This window comes from Microcoleus vaginatus PCC 9802 (genome assembly GCA_022701275.1).
GTDB lineage: Bacteria > Cyanobacteriota > Cyanobacteriia > Cyanobacteriales > Microcoleaceae > Microcoleus > Microcoleus vaginatus_A.
Genome location: CP031740.1, coordinates 4,285,329 through 4,310,204 on the forward strand (window position 1 = coordinate 4,285,329; position 24,876 = coordinate 4,310,204).

General features: G+C 44.4%; 13 protein-coding genes and 3 pseudogenes. 5 read left to right on the forward strand and 11 right to left on the reverse strand.

Annotated features, from left to right (window positions below; genetic code table 11):
• Positions 1-69: 69 nt before the first annotated feature.
• Positions 70-540, reverse strand: a complete 471-nt coding sequence (locus D0A34_17445; GenBank protein ID UNU20423.1) for a hypothetical protein — start codon at positions 538-540, stop codon at positions 70-72.
• 166 nt (positions 541-706) lie between these two features.
• Between D0A34_17445 and D0A34_17450 the strand changes: the two genes are divergently transcribed.
• Both D0A34_17450 and ppk1 read left to right on the forward strand, forming a co-directional pair.
• Positions 707-925: an XRE family transcriptional regulator gene (locus D0A34_17450; GenBank protein UNU20424.1), complete on the forward strand. Its 219-nt coding sequence runs from the start codon at positions 707-709 to the stop codon at positions 923-925.
• A 125-nt stretch (positions 926-1,050) separates the two neighbouring features.
• Complete coding sequence (ppk1, locus tag D0A34_17455) at positions 1,051-3,234, forward strand: polyphosphate kinase 1 (protein ID UNU20425.1); 2,184 nt, start codon at positions 1,051-1,053, stop codon at positions 3,232-3,234.
• A 679-nt stretch (positions 3,235-3,913) separates the two neighbouring features.
• Here ppk1 and D0A34_17460 read toward each other — a convergent pair.
• Positions 3,914-4,174, reverse strand: a complete 261-nt coding sequence (locus tag D0A34_17460) for a hypothetical protein (protein UNU20426.1) — start codon at positions 4,172-4,174, stop codon at positions 3,914-3,916.
• Positions 4,175-4,493: 319 nt separating this feature from the next.
• Between D0A34_17460 and D0A34_17465 the strand changes: the two genes are divergently transcribed.
• A complete protein-coding gene (locus D0A34_17465; GenBank protein UNU20427.1) occupies positions 4,494-5,045 on the forward strand; it encodes a DUF2854 domain-containing protein in 552 nt (183 codons plus the stop codon).
• Between the two features lie 415 nt (positions 5,046-5,460).
• Positions 5,461-6,267, forward strand: a complete 807-nt coding sequence (locus D0A34_17470) for a DUF3598 family protein (GenBank protein UNU22347.1) — start codon at positions 5,461-5,463, stop codon at positions 6,265-6,267.
• 5 nt (positions 6,268-6,272) lie between these two features.
• On the opposite strand, the gene D0A34_17475 is transcribed toward D0A34_17470, so the two are convergent.
• The 3 genes and pseudogenes from D0A34_17475 to D0A34_17485 all read right to left on the reverse strand — a co-directional run bounded on the left by D0A34_17475 (position 6,273) and on the right by D0A34_17485 (position 8,693).
• A complete protein-coding gene (locus D0A34_17475; GenBank protein ID UNU20428.1) occupies positions 6,273-7,109 on the reverse strand; it encodes an SDR family oxidoreductase in 837 nt (278 codons plus the stop codon).
• Positions 7,110-7,266: 157 nt separating this feature from the next.
• Positions 7,267-7,610 (reverse strand): annotated as a pseudogene (locus D0A34_17480) (DUF779 domain-containing protein).
• A gap of 204 nt (positions 7,611-7,814) precedes the next feature.
• Positions 7,815-8,693: pseudogene (locus tag D0A34_17485) on the reverse strand (aldehyde dehydrogenase family protein).
• A gap of 159 nt (positions 8,694-8,852) precedes the next feature.
• Here D0A34_17485 and D0A34_17490 point away from each other — a divergent pair.
• Complete coding sequence (locus tag D0A34_17490) at positions 8,853-10,058, forward strand: DUF1984 domain-containing protein (GenBank protein ID UNU20429.1); 1,206 nt, start codon at positions 8,853-8,855, stop codon at positions 10,056-10,058.
• Between the two features lie 409 nt (positions 10,059-10,467).
• Here the strand turns inward: D0A34_17490 and D0A34_17495 are convergent, their stop codons facing one another.
• From D0A34_17495 to D0A34_17520, 6 genes and pseudogenes are all read right to left on the reverse strand, one after another.
• Positions 10,468-14,163: a hypothetical protein gene (locus D0A34_17495; protein ID UNU20430.1), complete on the reverse strand. Its 3,696-nt coding sequence runs from the start codon at positions 14,161-14,163 to the stop codon at positions 10,468-10,470.
• A 177-nt stretch (positions 14,164-14,340) separates the two neighbouring features.
• A pseudogene (locus D0A34_17500) lies at positions 14,341-14,565 on the reverse strand (adenylate cyclase).
• Positions 14,507-18,163, reverse strand: a complete 3,657-nt coding sequence (locus D0A34_17505) for a hypothetical protein (GenBank protein ID UNU20431.1) — start codon at positions 18,161-18,163, stop codon at positions 14,507-14,509. Before D0A34_17505 ends, D0A34_17500 begins: the two are co-directional and overlap by 59 nt.
• A 29-nt stretch (positions 18,164-18,192) precedes the next feature.
• Entirely contained in the window at positions 18,193-20,475 is a 2,283-nt protein-coding gene (locus D0A34_17510; protein ID UNU20432.1) for a CHAT domain-containing protein, read from the reverse strand.
• Between the two features lie 416 nt (positions 20,476-20,891).
• Positions 20,892-22,286 carry a serine/threonine protein kinase gene (locus D0A34_17515; protein UNU20433.1) on the reverse strand — a complete coding sequence of 465 codons (1,395 nt, stop codon included), beginning with the start codon at positions 22,284-22,286 and terminating at the stop codon, positions 20,892-20,894.
• A gap of 29 nt (positions 22,287-22,315) precedes the next feature.
• A complete protein-coding gene (locus D0A34_17520; protein ID UNU20434.1) occupies positions 22,316-24,784 on the reverse strand; it encodes a serine/threonine protein kinase in 2,469 nt (822 codons plus the stop codon).
• Positions 24,785-24,876 lie beyond the last annotated feature (92 nt).

Here is a 24,876-nt window from a genome sequence, read left to right on the forward strand (position 1 = left end):
TGCGCCTCGCGCACCTTACATTTATCTTGCTGGTGGCCAACAATCGCGGGTTTACTCGCCCCGACTGCTTTAAAAATTTTCCATCAAGGCTTTTTCTTGGGCGTAAACATCTCGTAGCTGTTGCAGTGCTGAGGCAGAAATTACCGATTTAACTGTAGCTACTAATTTGCCCCACTCAAGCAAGCTGTCAACTGAAACAGCGGCTTTGAAGTTATACGTATAGAATTTAGTCCAAAATTCTGGTGCTTGTGTCCGTTTCCAGCGTTTGTACCATGCGACAAAATCTGGAGCACAGGGCGCTTTTACTTCTAGGATGGGCGGAAAATCGGCGTAGCTGACAAATCGACTGAGGCCTTTGGCATGAACGTACACCACGTTGTGGCAGCATTCGATCCGGTAGATCTGTTCGGGTGATATGTTGAACAGGAGTGCCACTGTTTCTTCGGTGACAAATCTCGATCGCGGATTGACGATCGACGATTTGTGAATAATTTTTGATGCGCCGATCGCTGACGATCTTAGCTGATTTTCTGATATCATTGTAGTTGCATCTGGTGGTGGTAGCTAAATCTATCTCTGCTAAGTGCGATCGACAGAAATTATCTGTCGGGATTAATTTTAACTGGCGATCGTCTTTAGTTTGCAGACCGGGGGCGATCGCTTTTTGATATATTATACTAAATCCAAAATTTTGTAAATAGTGAATATGAGCAAAGGCTTAGTCAGGTTGCGGGTTCGAGAGTTGGCTGCCGAGAAGGGATGGACGCTCAAGGAAGTTGCGGAGCGATCGGGCGTGGGCTACAGTACCATTAGCAATTATGCTCGTTCTCAGGGGATGGCAATGGTTGACTTTGCAGCAGTCCACAAGCTGGCTCGAACTTTTGATGTGATGATTGAGGATTTCGTGGTAATCCTCGAAAAATAGTTGAAAGTTTTGCCTAAATTCAATGTTTGAGCGATCGACCAAAGGCAGATGCGAACAAATTCTTTAACCTACAATACTAATTCAAAGATGCCATCAACCGAGCCTCCCAAAGACTCCCCCCAACCATGCCCAAGCCAAAAAAGACCCCCGCCAAAACCTACACTGAAATCAACCTCAGCGATCCTCAATATTACTTCAACCGAGAACAAAGCTGGCTAGAATTCAACAACCGGGTGCTCCACGAAGCCCTCGACCCCCGCACGCCCCTCCTAGAAAGGCTCAAATTTCTCGCTATTTTTAGCTCCAACCTAGACGAATATTTTATGGTGCGCGTGGGCGCCCTCAAACAACAAGTACACGCAAAAGTCAGCAAATTAACCTCCGACGGTCGCACGCCCCAACAACAGCTAGATGCCCTGAACAAGCGGCTTTTGCCGATGGTTACTCAGCAGCACTCGTATTTTGAGCAAACCCTGCGGCCGAAACTAGCAGCAAGCGAAATCTACATTCTCGACTACATTGACCTCAATCAAGAACAGCGCAATTACTTGCACCGCTACTTCAAAGAACAAGTATTTCCCGTACTCACTCCCCTAGCAGTTGACCCCAGCCACCCATTCCCCTACCTTTCCAATCTCAGCCTCAATTTAGCAGTAGTAGTCAGAGACCCCGACACGCGCGAAGAATTGTTTGCCCGCGTCAAAGTCCCGCAGGTTTTGCCGAGGTTTCTGCCCCTGCCGGGGGATTTGCAGTGGCAGCAGAGGGGCAAATCTCCTGTTTGGACTGGCGTGCCCCTAGAACAGGTGATTGCCCACAATTTAGAAGCTTTGTTTCCGGGGATGGACGTTGAGGAATATCACCCGTTCCGCATTACTCGCAATTCCGATTTAACGGTGGAGGAAGATGAGGCAGAGGATTTGCTGCTGGCAATAGAACAGGAGCTCCGCAAGCGCCGGTTTGGAGGTTCTGCGGTGCGGATGGAAATTCAAGCGATTATGCCGCCTGCGCTGCGAGATATGCTGATGGAAGAGCTGGATCTCGGCGAGCAAGATGTTTACGTCGTAGAGGGGCTGCTAGGCCTCAAGGATTTGATGTCTTTTGTGGGGCTGCCAGCGCCGGAACTGAAAGACCCGCCTTGGACTCCGGTTGTGCCGCCGCGCTTGCGAAACTCGGAACCGGCAAGGATTTTAGATAAATCGAGGTTGGATGCTGAAGATGGTGAGGATATTTTCACGACCATCCGGCAGGGGGATTTGATGTTGCACCATCCTTATCACTCGTTTGCGGCGACGGTACAGCGGTTTATTACTGAGGCGGCGCACGATCGCTCCGTGTTAGCGATTAAAATGACTTTATACCGCACTTCTGGAGATTCGCCGATCGTCAGCGCCTTAATTCAAGCAGCGGAAAACGGCAAGCAGGTAGCCGTTTTAGTAGAACTCAAAGCTAGGTTTGACGAAGAAAATAATATTAATTGGGCTCGCAAGTTAGAACAAGCTGGAGTCCACGTAGTTTACGGTTTGGTGGGACTCAAAACCCACACCAAGATTGTGATGGTAGTGCGTCGCGAGGACGGGTACATCCGCCGCTACGTCCACATCGGCACCGGTAATTACAATCCCAAAACAGCGGGACTATATACCGATGTGGGTTTGTTGAGTTGTCGCGAGGATTTGGGATCGGATTTGGCGGATTTGTTTAATTATTTGACTGGTTATTCGCGGCAGGTATCTTATCGCAAATTATTGGTGGCACCTGTCAATATGCGCGATCGATTTTTAGCTTTAATCCGCCGCGAAGCCGAATTCTGCCGCTTGCAGGCCGAAGGCCACACCGGTAGCTGCGGCCGCATTGTCGCTAAAATGAACGCTTTAGTTGACCCTCAAATCATTGTTGCTTTGTACGAAGCTTCGCAAGCGGGAGTTAAAATTGATTTGATTATCCGGGGGATTTGCTGTTTGCGTCCCGGCGTTGAAGGTGTTAGCGAAAATATCCGAGTTATCAGTATTATCGGTCGCTTTTTAGAGCATTCTCGGATGTTTTATTTTTTCAACGGTGGCAACGAAGAGGTGTATATTGGTTCTGCTGACTGGATGCAGCGCAATCTCACCAGACGGGTTGAGGCCATAGTTCAGGTGGAAGACCCGACAATTGCCATGGAATTGCAAGAAATTTTGGGAGTAATGCTGGCTGACAACCGCCAAGCTTGGGATTTGCAGCCGGGAGGACACTACTCTCAGCGACGGCCGCCTGCTAATTGCCCAGAAGTGAGCTCTCAGCAAATTTTGATGGATATGGTGATGAATTAGTCAGTAGCCAGTAGTCAAATTTGCAGTTAGCAGTTGTCCGTTCTTGTTAGCTATTAAGCTGTACAGCATTTAATTTACACTTTGAGAGCGGGTTCTGGCGGCCAACCCACAATATTTTTAGTAAACACAACTATAGCAATCCTTGCAGGATTTGTGGGATGGGCTTCTAGCCCGTCCCTCCCAGTTGTGGGATGGGCTAGAAGCCGATCCCGACTAGAAACCCAAACCACGTTTATAACTGACGAAAGGATTGCTATGTGCAAATTAAATGCGCGACAGGTTAGCCGACTACTGACTAATGACTACTTAACTATTAAAAGTACGCTTGAATTCTTCTAAGAGATCGTCAATTTCTTCGATCGCCTGAGCCACATCTATTCTCAGGGCTCCCAAGTCCGATCGATCTAACAGCCGCAGGAGGGATTCCCGCTTGCTCTCGATCTGTGCTACGCGCTCTTTGATTGTTTGTGCATCCATGGTTTTTTGCCTTTGCTACTATTAACAAAAATATTTGACATTCCCCCCTGCGAACAGGCGGAGATTCTTAATCCACCGACATACCTTTATGGGCAAATCCTTCACTGTTTTTATATGGGAAGTGATGAACCTGCTCAGGGTTTTTGGGTCTGTGTTATAGTTTGATTGTACATCAAAACTTCCCCCAAACTTCAGCCAAATTTTAGCGCAAAAAAGGCGGACGTTTGGTATCTGCGGGTTTATTTTTCATCATTCCAGCTAAAAATCGCTTCAGGGCCTTCTCCCGGTTTTTCATAAAAGCAGCCCAAAATCCCGGTTGATATTCATCCATCGTCTTGGCTAGGGCCCAGACATCGATCGCTAAGATATTATAAAGTCTTTCATCTTCGCGTTTGAGCGAGTTAATCTGCTCCAAAACCGCCTTGTTTGCTCCAGCAGTTTGTTTGTCTTCGTCTTTAATCATGTCCGAAAAATGGTTGAAAGGGCAAGAGTGTCGATCGCGATCGCCACTCTGTATACTTTGATGATACTGCCGATCTCGATTGCCTTCTGGAACCAACGCCGCGCAATTAACACGGATATTTACCGATGGCGTGCCCGGGCGAGTCCGGCAGGATAAGCTTCTGAACCTAGAGACAAGACTGTGGATGCACACCGCTCCCGCGCTCATAGATGCTAGCAGTTTTTGCAGGTCTTTTGGCAAAAAAACTAAATTTATTCAAGACTTTTTGACAGATAATAATTAAAGTATATTGTTGATTCCAGCTAACTACCTCACTAATATGTTACGCAAAATTTCTTTAGCAAACCTAGCCTTAGTTGTTGGCGGTATTATAGCAGCAGTCGGTTTCGGAGCATACTTCACAGACAGACCTACCCTGAACCTAGCCGGTTTTTTTTATGGAATTCCGCTGTTGCTGGGAGGTTTGGCCCTGAAAGCGGCCGAACTCGAACCAGTGGATTTCACCGAACCTACCTCTGCTGAAGTTCTCCTCCTGCGAGAAAGTCAGGCCACGGATACTCAAAACCAAGTCCGCAAAGATATCACCCGATTTCGCTACGGCCAACCCGCGCACTTAGATGATGCTTTGGAGCGCCTGGGCCTGGCCCCGACCGACGAGGAACGACCACTCCTGCAAGGGTTGCGGGAAGTTAATGTTGATGGTGCTTATGGGTTAATTCTAGAGTTTTATTCGCCGCTAATGCCGATCGACCTCTGGGAAGAAAAGCAAGACAAAATAGCTACTTTTTTTGGACCAGGTTTGCGCGCACAAGTGAGTCAAAAGCCTGATGACAAAATTGAATTGGCTCTCATTAAAAATACTCAAGCTTAAAGTATTCGGAAGTTTTGAGTGCAGAAATTTTGAAGTCGCCAATTAATAATTAATCGTGTATCGGCTCAGATATTGATTTTAGCGGCAGCGTGAAACCTGTCGCTATCAACACAAACTCAATCCGCAATTGGGCGATCGCGCAAATTAGATTTTCCTTAATTACAATAATAGTTGAGAACCGATCGGCAATCTTAAATCAGGAGAAGCAAAAATGGTTTCGTCCGAGAGTAGGATAGGTATTATGGGCGCCAGATCATCAGGGTTTGTCAGTTGCAGTTAAACAAGCGTCGAAGTCGATGATACCAGTCTCAGTTGCAAATAATCCTGGCTCAGTCTGGAGTAGAATAAATGAGCAGGTTGAATCCGCCAAACTACATTATTGACCACAATGTATAGGGAAGAGAGGGATACGCCAATGTCAGAAAACAGAGTGTCCATCACCGCCAAAGTACCTTTAACTGCTCAACAGCAGTGGGAGACTCTCATGGCTCATCACTGCGGACGTTGGCAAGGGGTATTGGTTAGATATGATGCCACAGGGCAGGTTCTCGATATTCTTGATTCTGTACGGAGTTTCATTCCTTCGGACGATCGGCAAACTGTCACCCATTCCCTCGACTTCAGGAGTCGGATGACAGAAACAGTAACGCAGAAACAATGGGTTTTGACCTTGGGTAATCCGCTGATTATCCATCCGGTTGATCCAGAGGCTTATCTGCTTTTTAATCCCCATTCTTCTGACACAATGGTTGGGCCCGATCGAACTGGTCAGGGATTTTATTTTGAGCCTTACCTCCTTGCATCAGGAAAAAGAACGAGTGTGGTAGTAATGTACAAATCTGCAGCAAATAGCCCTCAGCCCAATATGTTTTCCTTCTTCCGAGAGATTAAGGAAGAGGTAGCGGAACCTTGGTGGTCTGAAGAAACTCACTGTAGGATTGATCGAGTCAACTGTTTCAAATTTGCTCAAACGACAGGCGGGGCGTATGTTTCACTGGATGAGATGGCTCACCTGCCAGTTCCTCCTCAACCCAGTGAAATACAAGGAGATTTTCTACAAATCCAATTTCCAGATGCAATAGAGGTTGTTCTTTCGCTCGATCGATTCAAGACGCCATATTATGCCTCCATGTGTTGGACACCAGATACCAATGACACGCTGCGAAGCTGTACTTTAATCTACGAACAACCGGATCAAAAGGCTGATGTATTCGCCATTTAACAGGCTCAAATTTCCACTTCTGGATGAATGAGCTGGTATCCTTCTGCTTTGAGCTTCTGATTCGATATGCGCCGATTATTCGATCGCTCGGTTGTATCTGACCCATCCCATTCCACTTCAGGTAATTCGTAGCGCTCGCACAGTTGTTTAAACAATTCACGAGCAGTAATTGGAACATCATTCACTAGGTTATAAACTCCTTGTAATTGACGAGCGAGCGCCAACTCACTTGCTGATACAATGTCGTCCAGATGAATCCAGTTCGTGAAATGATTGCCTGTGCCTGGGCGAGTTGTGCCTGCAAGCTTACTTAACCGTTTCTTGAACTCGCGATCGGGTCCATAAATGGCTCCAAGGCGAAATATACATACTTTCAAATCTTGGCTGGATGCGGACAGCAAAACTTGCTCTGTCTCATGTAAAATCTCTCCATGTCTGTTAGCTGGTGCCACAGGGGAATGTTCACTCACCCAGGCTCCATTACTATTGCCATACACCGCACAACTACTGGTATATATGAGTTGTTTTATGTTGGGAAAATGCTTCAAGGCAAGAACAAGGTTGTTAGCCGTATGCAGGTATGTCTCCTCGTACATATCGGAATCTACTTGTTGGTTCGCTGTAGGAGCGAGACTCAGGAAGACCACATGTTGATTTTGCAGGATCGTCTGTAATGTCTCTTCATCGCAGCGCTTCAGGACGATCGCCTCGTTGGCCACTTTCTGTAACTCCCCAATCCGGTCTTGCGTTGTCGTCGTTGCAGTAATTACGTGACCCAGGTTCCGCCAATGCTGGGCAACGGCACTTCCAACATAGCCACAACCAATAATTATAGCGTTCATCCGTTTTTTTAACTTCTGATATAGAAGGCTCTAGATTGCATCCAAGATACCAATATATCAAAGTTACAAAACTTTACGCACTGTTTTATTGGATTTGCATTCTGGGCATTTCCTGCTACTTTTTCTCCATATCATCCCTCTCTTAGGGAACGCCGAGTTAATCAGCATTAACAAACAAGCGGGAACGAGTCATAAAACGCTCTCCATCCGGCCCTTCCAGGGAAAAATCGCTGCCTCCGGGCCCCGATGCTACGTCTATAATTAACTGCGTGTGCTGCCAATATTTGTATTGCTGCGCTGCAATATAAAAGGGACAACCCCCTATTTCACCCAGCAATACGTCACATCACCGATTATCAGTTCGCCCTCGGTAAAGCACATGGGGGAACTACCGTCGCAGCAGCCGCCGGATTGGTGAAACATCAATTCTCCCTGTTGAGTTTTGAGAGGGTTAATTAATTTTAAAGCCGCTTCTGTTGCTGTGACTTGTGCAGTTTCCATTGCAGTCTGTTTAGAACAATCTCTAGTTATTATTATGAGCTTATAGTAAGTTGTCAGGCATCTAAATTGTATTTTTGGGCGGGCGGTACGCCCACCCCACAAGCAGAAAACTCACTCTTTGTGGAACAGGCATCTTGCCTGTTCCTGACATAATTTAATAGTTGAAGGACTTTAGTCCTCACTACAAACCAATGAGTGAAGACTTTAGAAAAAACCTAAAGCTTTCGGGCTGTAACTTACCAACAACTTCTTAGTTTCCTGGTAGTGATCTAACATCATTTTGTGATTTTCGCGACCGATACCAGATGATTTGTAGCCGCCGAATGCTGCGTGCGCGGGATACAAATGATAGCAGTTTGTCCACAGGCGGCCTGCTTGAACGGCGCGGCCCATGCGGTAGGCGGTGTTGATGTCGCGAGTCCAAACTCCTGCACCTAAACCGTAGAGAGTATCGTTGGCAATTTCTAATGCTTCGGCTTCGTCTTTGAAGGTGGTGACTGCTAATACTGGGCCGAAGATTTCTTCTTGGAAAATTCGCATTTTGTTGTTTCCTTTGAAGACTGTTGGCTGGAAATAATAACCGTCTTGCAAGTCGCCTGATAAGATGTTTCTTTCGCTACCAATGAGACATTCTGCGCCTTCGGTATGACCGATTTTGACGTATTCGGCGATTTTTTCCATCTGATTGATGGAGACTTGGGCGCCGAGGGCGGTTGTCGGATTTAAGGGGTGGTCTTGTTTGATTTGACGGATGCGATCGATCGCCCTTTCCATGAATCGATCGTAGATTGACTCCTGAATTAAGGCGCGGGAGGGGCAGGTGCACACTTCGCCTTGGTTGAAGGCAAACATGACTAATCCTTCGACTGCTTTGTCGAGAAATTCGTGGTCTTGGGCGCAGATATCTTCAAAGAAAATGTTGGGGGATTTGCCGCCTAGTTCTAGGGTGACGGGGATGACATTTTGGGAGGCGTATTGCATGATTAGCCTGCCGGTGGTGGTTTCGCCGGTGAAGGCGACTTTGGCAATCCGGGGACTGGTAGCGAGGGTTTTGCCGATTTCGGCGCCGGGCCCGTTAATGACACGGTGGTTTCGTCGAGTTCGCCGATCGAGCCTTCTTGAGCTCGGATGCAGCTTGCAAAGTAATTGAAAAAATAGTAAATAAGTGCATTCATCATTATCAATGTGACGATCTTGCATAATATTTATTAGCACCATAAGCAATAAAGGTTAAAACACTCAATGTCTGCTCAAGGGTTTTATCGTCGTTCACTCCCCGATTCTGCTATTGCTTTTTCCTCCGTAGAGGGAAGGCAAATTTTTCGAGAAGCCTTGGCATTGGGAGGTATGGAAGGGTATTTTGCTCTAGCGGAACAGTTTCACACTCAAGCAGAACCCGCTTTTTGTGGATTGGGTAGTTTAGTTGTTGTTCTTAATGCCTTATCCATCGATCCGGGTCGCATTTGGAAAGGGGTGTGGAGATGGTATGGAGAGGAATTTTTAGACTGTTGTTTACCTCTTTCAGTCATTAAAGAAAACGGTATCACCTTTGATGAGTTTGTCTGTATCGCACGTTGCAACGGTGCTGTTGTAAAACCTAACCGTTACCACCAAAGCAGCTTGGAAAACTTTCGGCAAGCAGTTGAGGAGGTGACTGCGGCGTCAGGTGATATTCATCTAGTTGTTTCCTACAGCCGAAAGGTATTAGGACAAACGGGTGATGGTCACTTTTCACCAATTGGTGGCTATCATCCACAGCGGGATCTAGTTCTTCTGCTGGATGTTGCCCGTTTCAAATATCCACCTCACTCGGTTTCTCTGCCTTTGTTATGGCAAGCATTTGAACCTCTCGATACCGTCACTAATCAATGTCGAGGTTATATTTTATTGCAGAAGAGTGAAAGGTTGCCAGAAACCTTCTTTCATGTTGCTTTTGATTTACATCAGTGGCGTAGTGTTGCTCCTTACTTTACAGACATACTCCCAGACCTTCTGAGAAAAGAGCAAGCTGATTCAATTGCTTCAGTTGTCAGTACCATTCTGCACCATTTGCCTGTTGAGTTCACAACTATGGTGCATACCTCGTCAGAGACAGCAGAGAAACTTGAGAAATTACGGGCAGCTATTCAGTTAAATTCACTGTTTGATATTGTTCACCAATGCTTGTCAAGCGATGACTCGGATGCAATGTCTGTTGTACGCAAATGGCGATCGCACCAGCTATTCGTAGCAGAGATAATAACAGCAATATTACTCTCCTGTCCCGAAACGCTCTATGCAACTCTCAAACCCGAGTTACGACTGTGGTTTAGTGAGGTTCGCCACCTTGAGAAACTACTCCCTCCCTTGGATGTAGAGATATCTAGATTGAGACAACAAATGTCAGCACTCCAGGAGTTTTACACTTTATATTCCAAGGGACATCAGTGTAATATCCCTCAGAGTTAGCACCTACCGCCTTTTGACATCCCCAAACCTCGCCTAACTACAAAAGTCACAATTAAAGAGCAAGATTTAATAATACGATTTGATAGCGAAGGAATTTCTAAAAAAATATCAGGAAGGGGTTGATGTCATTAAACTATTTGCGACTGTGGATGGAACGAATTTTGATTTATTGGAGTTCCCAGCGTTAGATTAATCTCGGAAAGGATTTGGGGCTAAAACACCAACTAATGCTTGAGAACAATTGCTGGCGGCGGTTGTGGATAAAGATAAACCTCAGCGAAATATCAGGGTTGTGACTGATGTGAGTGAGGAATGGACAACGGAAAAGGTGGAAGTGGTGGTGAAAAAGAGTGGGGTTTGAGTTAGGAATAAGGAAAAGTTTAAGAAATGTACTTTTTCTTTTCCCCTTCTACTGGTTGGTTAGGTAGCTGGCGCACATTTGTTTATCGTCTTTTGTGACATTAGGATTGGTTTTTAGATAATCGCTAATCCAATTGCAGCCTTCTGACATAATGCTTTCTAAGTTATTATCCACTTTCCACAGTTTCACGGTATTGTCAGTACCTCCACTTGCCAGACTTTGACTGTCGGGACTCCAACTCATACTATCGTCAGAAAATAAAGAACTCTGATAACCGCTAAGAGTGTTGAGGAGTTTGCCTTGTTTACTCCAGAGTTTCACCGTCTTGTCACCACTTGCACTAGCCAGAGTTTGACCGTTGGGACTCCACCTCACCCTCCATACAGCCCCCTGATGATCACTAAGAGTGTTGAGGAGTTTGCCTTGTTTACTCCAGAGTTTCACCGTCTTGTCCCAACTTGCACTAGCCAGAGTTTGACCGTCGGGACTCCAACTCACACTCCAGACAAAACTCTGATGACCACTAAGAGTGTTGAGGAGTTTGCCTTGTTTACTCCAGAGTTTCACCGTCTTGTCATCACTTGCAGTAGCCAGAATTTGACCGTCGGGACTCCACCTCACCCTCCATACAGCCCCCTGATGATCACTAAGAGTGTTGAGGAGTTTGCCTTGTTTACTCCAGAGTTTCACCGTCTTGTCACGACTTCCACTAGCCAGAGTTTGACCGTCGGGACTCCAACTCACACTAGAGACAGATTCTTGATGACCGCTAAGAGTTTGCAGGAGTTTGCCTTGTTTACTCCAGAGTTTCACCGTCTTGTCACGACTTGCAGTAGCTAGAGTTTGACCGTTGGGACTCCAACTCACCCTCCTGACAGCTTCGTGATGACCACTAAGAGTGTTGAGGAGTTTGCCTTGTTTACTCCAGAGTTTCACCGTCTTGTCACCACTTGCAGAAGCCAGAATTTGACCGTCGGGACTCCAACTCACACCCGAGACACCTTCTTGATGACCAGTAAGACTGTTGAGGAGTTTGCCTTGTTTACTCCAGAGTTTCACCGTCTTGTCACCACTTGCAGAAGCCAGAATTTGACCGTCGGGACTCCAACTCACACCCGAGACAGATTCTTGATGACCGCTAAGAGTTTGCAGGAATTTGCCTTGTTTATGCCAGAGTTTCACCGTCTTGTCATCACTTGCAGTAGCCAGAGTTTGACCGTCGGGACTCCAACTCACACCCAAGACATATTCTTGATGACCGCTAAGAGTTTGCAGGAGTTTGCCTTGTTTACTCCAGAGTTTCACCGTCTTGTCACCACTTGCACTAGCCAGAGTTTGACCGTCGGGACTCCAACTCACAAGCGAGACAGATTCTTGATGACCGCTAAGAGTTTGCAGGAGTTTGCCTTGTTTACTCCAGAGTTTCACCGTCTTGTCACCTGCACTAGCCAGAGTTTGACCATCAGGACTCCAACTCACACTCCAGACATATTCTTGATGACCAGTAAGAGTGTTGAGGAGTTTGCCTTGTTTACTCCAGAGTTTCACCGTCTTGTCACGACTTGCACTAGCCAGAGTTTGACCGTCGGGACTCCAACTCACACTCCTGACAGATTCTTGATGACCGCTAAGAGTAAACAGGAGTTTGCCTTGTTTACTCCAGAGTTTCACCGTCTTGTCCTCACTTGCAGTTGCCAGAGTTTCACCGTCTGGACTCCAACTCACACTAGAGACACCTTCCTGATGACCGCTAAGAGTAAACAGGAGTTTGCCTTGTTTACTCCAGAGTTTCACCGTCTTGTCCTCACTTGCAGAAGCCAGAGTTTCACCGTCGGGACTCCAACTCACACTAGAGACACCTTCCTGATGACCGCTAAGAGTAAACAGGAGTTTGCCTTGTTTACTCCAGAGTTTCACCGTCTTGTCATCACTTGCAGTTGCCAGAGTTTGACCATCAGGACTCCAACTCACACTCCAGACAGATTCTTGATGACCCCTAAGAGTTTGCAGGAGTTTGCCTTGTTTACTCCAGAGTTTCACCGTCTTGTCATCACTTGCAGTTGCCAGAGTTTCACCGTCGGAACTCCAACTCACACTAGACACATATTCCTGATGACCTGACAAAGTATTGTGTTCTGTGATAGCATAAAGCGTTTGCATTAAGGCATCTAATACTTCCGCTTGAGTGTCGTCCTTTTCCCAGAGTAATCTATTAAGTTGTTTGAGTTGTTGCCCCGCCCGCAATGCTTCTAGTAATGCGGTGAATCCTTGACCATAAACAAGTTTTTCTCTGGAAGATGCAGTTTTTAATCTTACGCCCGCTGCTTTCAGTATTTCGCTACTAACTATCATCGTCGTGGCTAGAGAAAAAATAAATACACCCAAGGAAAGCCAACTAATCAAACTCGCCTTTTGTCGAGCTTTCGCTAAAATTTGATTAGCTTTCTTCTGGGCATCCAATTCTGTTTGAATTGTGCGCTTGTCTAATTCTTGACTAAGGCTTAAAAATTGATAATCCAAATCGCTCAAGCTTTTACTACTTGCCCAATTTTGAGCATTTTGTAATGCCTGACCTTGCAACAGCCGCGATTCATCTTGGTAATCAGAATCTATCCAAGCTTTAAAACTTTCGCTGTAAGGGCGGAGATTTGCTAGTTGTTTTTCCACCCAATCAAGGTTAAAAACCGATTGATAGATTTGGTTATAAACTTTAAGTTTGCCAGACTCCTTAACCACCAGCCCAGTTAATCGTAGTTCCATTTGTTCTGGACTATCATCAGTCGTTATTTCATTATGCTGTAGAATTTGCTGATAGATCCCTAGCAAACGACTGGCACGCTGTTCGCTGTGTAAAATGCGATCTCGAATTGTCTTTAAATGCTCTGGTTCATCCTGTATTTCCCAATTATCAATCACCTTTTCCCGCACTAAAGTTTCTACCCACTCAGCAGGATTTTGCCTGGATGCAGAGTTGGCATAATTAAACAGTAACTTACAAACTCTTTGCGTTAAAAATGGCTGTCCACCAGTCCAATATAAGACTGCTTCTAATAAAGCTTGAGAATTTTCTGCTTGAGTTCCTAGCCCAACTGCCAGAGGTTGAGCTTCTGCTAATTGAAACCCCGTTAACTCTATCCCTCGACCAATATTAAACGGAGTGCGTCGCTTGTCTTGAATTAAATCTGATGGAGTGGCTACCCCTAACATCGTAAATGTTAATCGACGATAGTCGGGTTTATCAGCTCGATTATTATAGCAATCACGAATTACAGCAAAAAAATCTTCTATTTTAAAATTTAAGCTGATTAAGCTGTCCGATTCATCGACAAAAATTACTATATCTTCTGAGATATTCTTGAGTAATACTTCTTCAATAAATTTACTAAACCTTTTAACATTCGATAGTAATCTGTTCTCCTCCCACCATTCATCTAAATCAAAAACATCATATAAATTTAATCGGCTGATGATGCTATCGATCACACCTGCATACCACTCTTCTGGCGTAATATCTGAGGTGCCAATTTCTGTGATATCAATGCTACTACAGGCGATTCCCTCTGCTTGTAACCGCTGCATTGTCCGCACTCGCAGGGATGATTTTCCCATTTGTCGGGAATTAAGAACATAGCAAAATTCTCCGGCTTTTAAAGCTTGATAAAGTTCTTCATCCGCCTTTCTAGTGACATAAGTTGGGGCGTTTGCAGGAAGGCTCCCTCCAACTTGATATTGATAATCTTTCATAGGTCATTGTTAATTCATAGGTGGAAACTCAGAAAGTTAAGGAATCAATTTGTACAGTCGTACAGGTTCAGTAATTACCTTTAACTGTTGCATACATAAGTCAATTACATTTAAAAATAAATGGGTTTTAACTGCTTTTTCGCTGTTAACCACTTGTCTAATTGCTGCTGCTAGTTATGCCTTTTTTGGCAACTTAACTAAATGGCACCGTAAATGATCGTAGTAAGGGCTTTCTTCATTAGGAGCGACTTTTAGCAAGCGCTCTAAGCTAATTCTCTCCTGGGCAACTTGGTAGAGAGCAACTCGCACTAAATAAGCATGAGCACCCACCATTTCCATTAAGTCACAAATCTCTTGATTTGACCAATTTAATCGGTGTCGATTCACTAAATCTGTTACCTGTCTCTAATTTGATGGACTCTTGGTTGAGGTAATCAGCACACATCTGTTTATCCTCTTCTGTTACTTTCGGGTTGGTTCTGAGATAATCGCCGATCCAGTTGCAGCCTAATGCCATTAGTTTATCGAAATCCCAAGTCCACAGTTTGATAGTCTTGTCAGCGCTTCCAGAAGCCAAAGTCTTGCCATCGGGACTAAAGGCAACGCTATTGACCGAATCGCTATGGCCGGTGAGGGTAGCGATCGGTTTTTGGGTTTGCAGGTTCCACAGTTTGATGGTGTGGTCATCGCTAGCAGAAGCCAAGGTTTTGCCATCCGAACTAAAGGCGACGCTATTGACCTCACCGCTATGTCCAGTCAGGGTAGCGATCTCTCTTTGGGTTTGCAAGTTCCACATTTTGATGGTGTTGTCAAAGCTTCCCGAAGCCAAAATCTTGCCATCTGGACTAAAAGCGACACTTACGACCCCACCGCTATGTCCGGTGAGAGTGGCAATGACTTTTTGGGTTTGCAGGTTCCACAGTTTGATAGTGCGGTCATGGCTAGCAGAAGCCAAAGTCTTGCCATCTGGACTAAAAGCGAGACTATAGACCCAATGCCAATGCCCGGTAAGGGTAGCGATCGCTTTTTGGCTTTGTAAGTTCCACACTTCGATGGTTGTGTCACCCCTACCCCTACTACCCGAAACCAAAGTCTTGCTATCTGGACTCAAGGCGACGCTAGTGACCCCCCAACCACCCTGCGCGGTGAGAGTGGCAATGGGTTTTTGAGTTTGTAGGTTCCACACTTTGATGATGTTGTCCCTACTACCAGAAGCCAAGGTCTTGCCATCGTGACTAAAAGCGAGGCTATCGACTTTTCCGCTATGTCCAGTGAGGGTAGCGATGACTTTTTGGGTTTGCAGGTTCCACACTTTGATGGTTTTGTCATCGCTAGCAGAAGCCAAGGTTTTGCCATCTGGACTTATGACAACACTATTAACCTCACCGCTATGCCCAGTGAGAGTGGTAATGGCTTTTTGGGTTTGCAGGTTCCATAGTTTGATGATGTTGTCACTACTAGCAGAAGCCAAAGTCTTGCCATCTGGACTCAAGGCGACGCTCTCGACCTGACTGCTATGCCCGGTGAGAGTGGTAATGGCTTTTTGGGTTTGCAGGTTCCACACTTTGATGGTGCTGTCACTACTAGCAGAAGCCAATGTCTTGCCATCCCGACTAAAGACGACGCTCTCGACCTGACTGCTATGCCCTTTGAGGGTAGCGATGGGTTTTTGGGTTTGCAGGTTCCACAGTTTGATGGTGTTGTCAAAGCTTGCAGAAGCCAATATCTTGCCATCGGGACTAAATGCGACGCTCCAGACCCAATTGCTATGTCCGGTAAGAGTGGCAATGACTTTTTGGGTTTGCAGGTTCCACACTTTGATAGTGTTGTTGTCTCCCAAGCTAGTAGAAGCCAAAGTCTTGCCATCTGGACTTATGGCGACGCCTGCGATCCCCAAATGGCTATGCTCGGTGAGGGTAGCGATGGGTTTTTGGGTTTGCAAGTTCCACACTTTGATGGTTTTGTCACTTACAGAAGCCAAGGTCTTGCCATCTGGACTCAAGGCGACGCTATAGACCCTAGTACCATCCCCAATGAGGGTAGCGATGGGTTTTTGAGTTTGTAGGTTCCACACTTTGATGGTTTTGTCATTGCTAGCAGAAGCTAAAGTCTTGCCATCAAGACTAACAGCGACCCTATTGACTTTTCCGCTATGCCCAGTGAGGGTAGCGATGAGTTTTTGGGTTTGCAGGTTCCACACTTTGATGGTTTTGTCATCGCTAGCAGAAACCAATGCTTTGCCATCTGGACTAAAGGCGACGCTATAGACCAGATCGCTATGTCCTTCCAAAGTATTGCGCTCTTTGACTTCGGAAACAGCTTTTTGCAGCGCAGCTATCACTTGTCCTTTGATGTCTCTTGTAGTCTCTGCTGAAGCATTAAGTTGTTTGAATGTTTGCCCTGCTTTCAAGGCTTCCAACAGCGCTTGAAAGGTCTGCCCGTAACTCAATGATTGATTGGAGAAAGCACTCTCTTGGATGGTATTTGCTAAAGTTTGGACTTGAGCCGCTTGCCGATTAGCTTGAGCCACTTGCCGATTAGCTTGAGTGACTTGCTTCCAGCTAAAAAAAGAGGCTCCAAACGTCACTAACAAAGCCACCCCAGCTACAACCAAAGTTACAGTCCTAATCTTTAATGCCTTTTGCTGTGCTTGAGTGAGCGTCTGATTCGCCTGAGTCAAAATTTGATTGGCTTGTCTCTGTGTTTCTAACTCTCCTTCAACTTCCCGTTGTTGGAGTTCCCGACTGGCATTTAAAAACTGATTATCTAAATCGCTCAAACTTTTACCGACTGCCCAATTTTGAGCATCTTGCAACGCTTGCCCCCGCAATAGTCGCGATTCATCCTGGCAATTAGACTCTCTCCAAGCTTCAAAACTTTCGCTATAAGGGCGGAAAGCTGCTAATTGTTTTTCCACCCAATCTAGTTTAAAAACAGATTGATAAATCCGGTTATAAACTTTAAGTTTGCCCGACTGCTTAACCACCAACCCAGTTAATCGCAGTTCCATTTGTTCGGGAGTATCATCAGCCGCTATTTCATTATTTTGTAAAATTTGCTGATAAATTCCCAGCAACCGACTTGCCCGTTGTTCGCTGCGTAAAATGCGTCCTCGAATCGTCTTTAAATGTTCGGGTTCATCCTGTCCTTCCCAATTGTCAATCACCTTTTCTCGGACTAAACTTTCTACCCACTCAGCAGGATGTTGAATGGGTGTAGAGTTGGCACTATCAAGCAGTATTTTACAAATTTTTTGGGTTAAAAATGGCTGTCCGCCCGTCCAATATAAGACTGCTTCTAATAAAGCTTGAGAATTTTCTGCTTGAGTGTCTAACCCCACTGCCAAAGGTTGAGCTTCTGCTAATTGAAACCCCGTTAACTCTATCCCTCGACCAATATTAAAAGGAGTGCGTCGCTTGTCTTGAATTAAATCTGATGGAGTGGCCACCCCTAACATGGTAAATGTTAATCGACGATATTCGGGTTTATCAGCTCGATTATTATAGCAATCACGAATCACAGCAAAAAAATCTTCTATTTTAAAATTCAAGCTGATTAAACTGTCCGATTCATCGACAAAAATTACTATATCTTTTGAGATATTCTTGAGTAATACTTCTTCAATAAATTTACTAAATCGTTTAACATTCGATAGTAAACTATTCTCTTCCCACCATTCATCTAAATCAAAAACATCATACAAATTTAATCGGCTGATGATGCTATCGATCACCCCTGCATACCATTCTTCTGGCGTAATATCTGATGTGCCAATTTCTGTGATATCAATGCTACTACAGGCGATTCCCTCTGCTTGTAACCGCTGCATTGTCCGCACTCGCAGGGATGATTTTCCCATTTGTCGGGAATTAAGAACATAGCAGAATTCTCCGGCTTTTAAAGCTTGATAAAGTTCTTCATCCGCCTTTCTAGTGACATAACTTGGGGCGTTTGCAGGAAGGCTCCCTCCAACTTGATATTGATAATCTTTCATAGTCATTGTTAATTCATAGGTGGAAAGTCACAAAATTAAGGAATCAATTTGTACAGTCGTACAGGTTCAGGAATTCCCTTTAACTCTTGCAAGCCTAAGTCAATCACATTTAAATCTGAGTGGGTTCTAACGACTTGATAAACTGTTTCAGAAATACAGATTCCTCCTGGCTCTGCTTTCCCTTCTAAACGAGCAGCTAAATTTACACCTGTCCCCCTGATATCATTATTAAAAAAGAAGATTTCCCCCAAGTGAATACCAATCCGGTGTTGGAGGACATGACTCGCAGGTAAGGTTGTAGCAGCTTCGGCGAGACTTCGCTGTATTTCTAGGGCACAGGCGACTGCTTTTACCGCACTTTCTGGAAAGAAAATTAATAAACCATCGCCCATTTCTTTAAGGACTTTGCCTTGATATCTATCGCAGATGTCTCGGATGATCCTGAAATCTCGATTCACTAATTCTAGTGTCAGCTTTTGGTTTGCAGCGGATAAAGCGGTGGAATTAACAACATCCGAAAAAATTATAGTTCCTAAATTACTCTCTAAGTTCAAACTGGATTGGTTATTCGTTTGTTGCACAGCAGTTATATTCGGTTGGGGAGAGGCTAGGCGATGGCGAAAATATTGACGATACAAACCACACAATGGCATTACAGCATTTCCCTGAAATTTGATCAACCCCATGCTTCGCAATTTAAAAGCCTCTCCGGTTTTGATCTCTACAGGTTTTTCGCTGTTAATCACTTGTCTAATTGTTGCTGCTAGTTCTGTATCTTTTTCCAAGTTAACTAAATGCCGTCGTAAATGATCGTAGTAAGGGCCTTCTTCAGTAGGAGCGACTTTTAGCAGGCGCTCTAAGGTAATTCTCCCCTTGGCAACTTGGTAGAGAGCAACTCGCACTAAATAAGGATGACCACCCACCATTTCCATCAGGTCACAAATCTCTTGATTTGACAAATTTAATCGGTGTCGATTCACTAAATCTGTTACCTGTATCTGATTGAGTTCAGGTAACTCTATGGGCAATCCCACATTAAATGGCGACTGATTAATATTAAGAGGAATATAAACTTCTTGAGAGTGAGAAATGACTAACCTCAGCTTTTTCCAAATAGGCTCATTTTTTCCCCGCTCGTGCCAAGCTCGTAATAATCCAAAGAAGTCGGTGGCTATTTCGGAATGCTCAAAAATCCGATCGACTTCATCTAACCCTAAAACAACAGGCCGCTCACTGTCCGATAGTAGATAGCGTTGGAAATACTTCGTGCTTTTATTTTTACTGCCGAGAACCCCTTTCCAATATTCTCCTAACCTATCTTCTAAATTTAATTCATTGGTAATCTCACCACAAAACCACTGCAACAACTCATCAATATTGGTGAGGGAACTGCCATCAGCCGATTGAAAGTTTAAATAAGCCGTTTGATATCCCTGTTCCTTGCCGTGGTCTAAGATTCGCTGCACTAAGGAAGTTTTTCCCATTTGACGGGGGGCTTTGACTCGGATTAAAGCTGCGGGTTTTACAATAGTTTCGTAGCACTCCGATTCAATGGGAGGTCGATCAATATATAGGGGTGAATCTAAACTAACAGAACCTTCTGGGTTATCTAAATTGAGAAGAGAAACGGGAGGTGCGACGATCAAGAATCGCGCATTTTCCACTACAGGCGACGGCTCCTCAACGATATCACCAACAGAAGCATCGCCCGATCGCTCTGCTGCATCCAACTCAGAAAAATCCGACTTCTTCTTTAATACCGGAGTCAGCTCTTCGGGAATACCAGCCATGCTGATGCTAACGCAACCCAACTTATAGGCAAATTCGATCGACTCCCCCGCCGCCAACGTATCGTAAAAACCTACAGCAAATTCTCGTGCGGCGTTATCTCCCACCGTTTGCTTCATGCCGATAACGTATGGAATGTGACGTGCGATCGCAGCCGCTTGCACTTCTGAATAGCAAGCGTTGAGTATGACGCACTCCACGTACTCATTAAACGCCTCAAACAAAGCTGCCAAAGCCTTGGCATTTACTAGCTTAATCTGCCCCATGCCATCTTCTAGGGCTAAACCGCCTTCTCCTGCACCATGCCCAGAGAAATGTACAATCTCTGGTTTATAATCTAATACGGCTCGCTGCATTTCTCTTGGCGTCACCGCCCACTGTTGCTCCAGTTGGAACTTGTCGGCCTTTTTAGAGCGTTGCAACCCCTCTGCAATTTCCTTCGCCTCTTTCTGTAAGTCCACATGGGTGGTATTTTTGGGGTTGGCAGCCAAAAACAGTATAGTTTTTTTCTTTAAAGGATAAATGCTCATCAATGGAACCTTCACGCTTAGGAGATACAGGAGCTTAACGACACTACCCCAGTCAGGGCGAGATATTTCTTGCCTTTACGGTATTTAAGCACAAACATCTTTATTTTTGTTGGTCAGTAAACTGGCAGAAACGATCGCCCTGAGTCAAGCATAACCAATCGAAAAGGCGATCGCTACTCTCAACTACTCATTTGAGCTCCGTATTCCAGAAGTGCGATCGGCTTCCCCTTTTGCAGTCATATTTCATAAATATCGAGATTCTTTATAGTTTTATTCTCATGCCCGATCCAGGATTTTTTGATGATTATTATTGCCTAAATTAGTACCTAAAATCTTCTATGCTTCCCCATTTACTTAACCCACGCACTCCGAAAAAAAACGGGTTTTTAATCAAATTTGTGGATAACAACAATGATTTATTTTAGTTTACTTAAACAATCATTCAATTCCCCTACCAACCATTCTTTCTCAGCTTGCGGCAAAAATAAGCCAAAACAATAGTTACGCGACTTGGTGCGAATCCGGCAAAAAGTCATCGATTTTTTGAGCAATGGCAGATGAATTCCGCTCAACTTTACCCGCTGGATATCTTGGGGAGTGATTTTAATTGGTCTGATGAATAGACGAGAAGCAATCCTACACAAGAACCTACACAACCACATCAAAGCATAAAATACGGTAAATATTATTATAGCTAGGATTGATATCGAGAAAAATGGATCAAATAATTTACCTAGCCAGTCGGCTACAGTGTATTTAAACAAGCCAACTGTCGAGCTCGACATATGGCATATGTACCCTAGGCTTACAAAAAATACCAGAATCAAAGAGAAGGGAAGTAAAACTTTATAACTCAGATGAATGAATTGGAAAAACCCTTTGATTTTGCTAGGAAAACGATCGGGGTATATCTTAATGAATAACCACCGTTGAGCGTCAATTAAAGTAATTCGGGATTGGGGCGAGCGCTTAAACATTTTTTCGGGATTAATCCCGCTTTGCTGTTCCCCTCGCAGCGCTGATAAAGCATCTTTTGCTGAGTGAAATCGAGCTTCAATTGCAGGTTCAATTATCTTCTCTAACCAGTCGGCAAACTCTGGAGAAATAGAGACGCGAGCGCGGAATTTTATCTTTTGCTTTTGTCTGGGTAAATCCGATGGAAATTTCTGGGTTAACAGGAAAAGCAGCGTTGTTCCTAATCCATACAAATCTGTTGATAATACAGCTTTTCCTCTGAATTGTTCTGGTGCCATATAACCGTAGGTTCCGACAACGGTACTGCCTCCTGTAACGGTATGATGGTAAGTATTTTGAACTGCGCCAAAATCAACCAGGAAGACTCGCCCATTTTTTTGCAGAATAATATTTTGGGGCTTGATATCTCGGTGGATAGTAGCAGGCAACAGCGATTGCAGATAAACTAGAATTTCTAGCAATTGACAGGCGATATGACGAACTTGCGCTTCATTTGGTTTCCAGCCATTTTCTATCAACTGTGCGAGAGATTTTCCAGGTGCGAGTTGTTGGGCGATATAAAAACAACGATCTTGGTCAGTATCAACTTGAAAGTAGTCAATGTAGCGAGGAATTCCCGGATGATTCAATCCCGATAAAGTTTTTGCTTCTCGTTCAAATAACTCGACTTTCTTCCATTCAGTTGTCAGACGCAGGGATAAAGCTTTGAGTGCAACTTTTTGATTGCTGTTTAAATCTACAGCAGCATAGGTAATCCCAACTCCACCCTGTCCTAATTTACCGATAATGCGATATTTTTCAGCAATAATTTTTTCCGATTGTTGTAGTGTTTCCATATTTTTAGGCCTGGGTTGATTTTGGAGAATTAGTCTGTTGCGCCGTGATATCTGAGTATTTGGGCTGCTGCTTCTCGGCCGGGGTTCGAGTTGGTTTCTGCTATCTTTAGCGGCGTGTCACCATAGCAGTTTTTAGCGTTAATGTTTGCACCTTTAACAATTAGCAACGTTAAGATTTCTACAGTGCCATAATGTGCGGCTTTGTGCAGTGGAGTTGTGCCACATTGGTCTATATGATTGATATCTGCACCGTTGTTAATTAGCAGTGCAGCAATATCCTTGTGTCCGATCGCGATCGCTTGATACAATGGAGTTTGACCGTTCGCCTTTCTAATGTTAACCCTCGCACCTTTAGCAATTAGCAGTTCAGCGATATCTTGAGCTCCTCCATCAACAGCAAGATGCAGGGGAGTTTGACCCCAGTTATTTCTGGCATGAACGAATGCACCTTTGGCAATGAGTTGTTTGGCTACATCCTTAAGTTTGAAAATCACAGCGATATGCAGTAAAGTTCTGCCATATTTGTCTTCACTATTAACATCTGGGTGTTTACTAATCAGCAACGCTACTGTATCCTGAAGTTTCATGTCTACGGCGATATCCAGTGGAGTTGTTCTGCTGTCATCCTTAACATCAATTTCTGCACCACGCTCTAACAGTAGTTGATTAATATTCTGCATATTCTTTGAGACAGCAATATGTAGTGGAGTCGCTCCATAACTATTTTTAACATTGAGTTGCGCGCCATTAGCAATTAAAAAAGAGACGATTTCTGGGCGATCGTCTTGAATAGCTAGGTGTAACGGAGTATTTCCAGATTCGTCCCTAGTGTTGATATCCAGCATGAGCAAAGCAGCAACTTCTTTTGTAGCTGCATAGTGCAGTGGAGTTCTTTTTTTACTATCCCTGATAACAACATTTGCGCCTTTGTTAATTAGCTGTTGTACCAACTCCTTAAAGCCTATTTTTGCTGCGTTATGTAATAAAGTTGTACCCTTGCCATTTCGGGCATTGTCTTCTTTGATGTTAATTTTTGCGCCTGCTGCGAGTAGTATTTGTGCGATCGCCTTCGATTGCGCCGTATGTAGAGGAGTTATGCCATTTTTGTTTTTGGCATTGACATTCGCGCCTTTAGCAATCAGCAACTTGGCCATTTCAGGCGATCGCGCAAAGAACAGAGGAGTTGCAGCCCTACTATCGACACGTAAAGACCTTACCAATTTATAACTCCAGAAAGGAGTCCACCTATCCAAAAGAAGTTCACTCTGGGCGTTAATATCTGCACCTTTAGCAATTAGCGTCTGTGCCACTTCTATGCGATCGGATGCAGCAGCAAAGTGTAACGGGGTAAAGCCAAATCTATCCTTAGCTTTGACATCTGCACCCTGGGCAATCAACAATTCTGCCATCTCTTTTGAGCCAGCAAAGTGTAGTAAATTCTGATTATTTACCCTAGTATTAGCACTAATACCAAGATCCAGATAATGCCTAACAGTTTTAGTATCTCCCTGTTCAACAGCGTTGACAACTGCATCGGGGGTAAATCCAATCCGGTTGAGGAGCGGATATTTAAAGTGATTTAAAACAGCAACAGTAGCAATAGCAGCCATTCCTATTTTGAGGCGTCTTTCCCATTGCGTCGGATCGGATTTAACGCTAACTATTCTAGGATTGCGAAGCAATTCAAGCGCTTCTTTTGCCGAGTTAAAGCGGTTTTCTAAATCAGGCGCTATCATCTTTTTTAACCAATCGGCAAATGCTGAAGAAATCTGAATTTGAGAGCGAAAATCTCTTTCTAGTATATTTGTTGGTAATTCGGCCGGGGAACGGTGGGTTAGTAAATACAACAACGTCCCTCCTAAACCATATAAATCTGTTGCAGGTACGGCTTGTCCGAGAAATTGTTCTGGAGCCATATAACCATAGGTTCCAACTACGGTACTTCCTCGCATTAAAGTATTGTAATAAGTGTTTTGTACTGCTCCAAAATCTACTAAGCAGACTGCCAAATCTTTTTGTTTATGGGAATTGATGGGCGATTTAAATACAATGTTCTCTGGTTTAATATCCCGGTGGATTACAGGTGGTGTCTGTGAATGGAGATAAACCAAAATATTCAAAATTTGTGTAGCAATGCGTTGAATTTCGGACTCACTAGCGTGCCAGCCACTTTCGACTAAACTTGCTAGAGATTGCCCTTCTGCCAGTTCTTGTACTATATAAAAACAACGGTTGTCGGGAGTATCGACATAAAAATAATCCAAATAACGCGGAATTCCCGGATGATTCAATTTTGATAAAACATTGGCTTCTCGTTCAAATAGTTCCAACACTTTCCAGTCGTTCATCTTCTGTAAAGACAAAGCTTTGAGTGCGACTCGCTGGTTTGTTTTGAGGTCAAGGGCTTCGTAAGTTGTGCTACTACCGCCTTCTCCGAGTAGATTTTTAATCTGATAGTGTTTGACTAAGTTATGGGAATTTTTTTGAATAATATCCATAGCATTATCCTGGGTTGATGAGTACCAAGAAACATTTTCTAGTTGGGTTTTTGTAACTCAAATTTTGAAAAATTTATGCAATGTAAATTGAG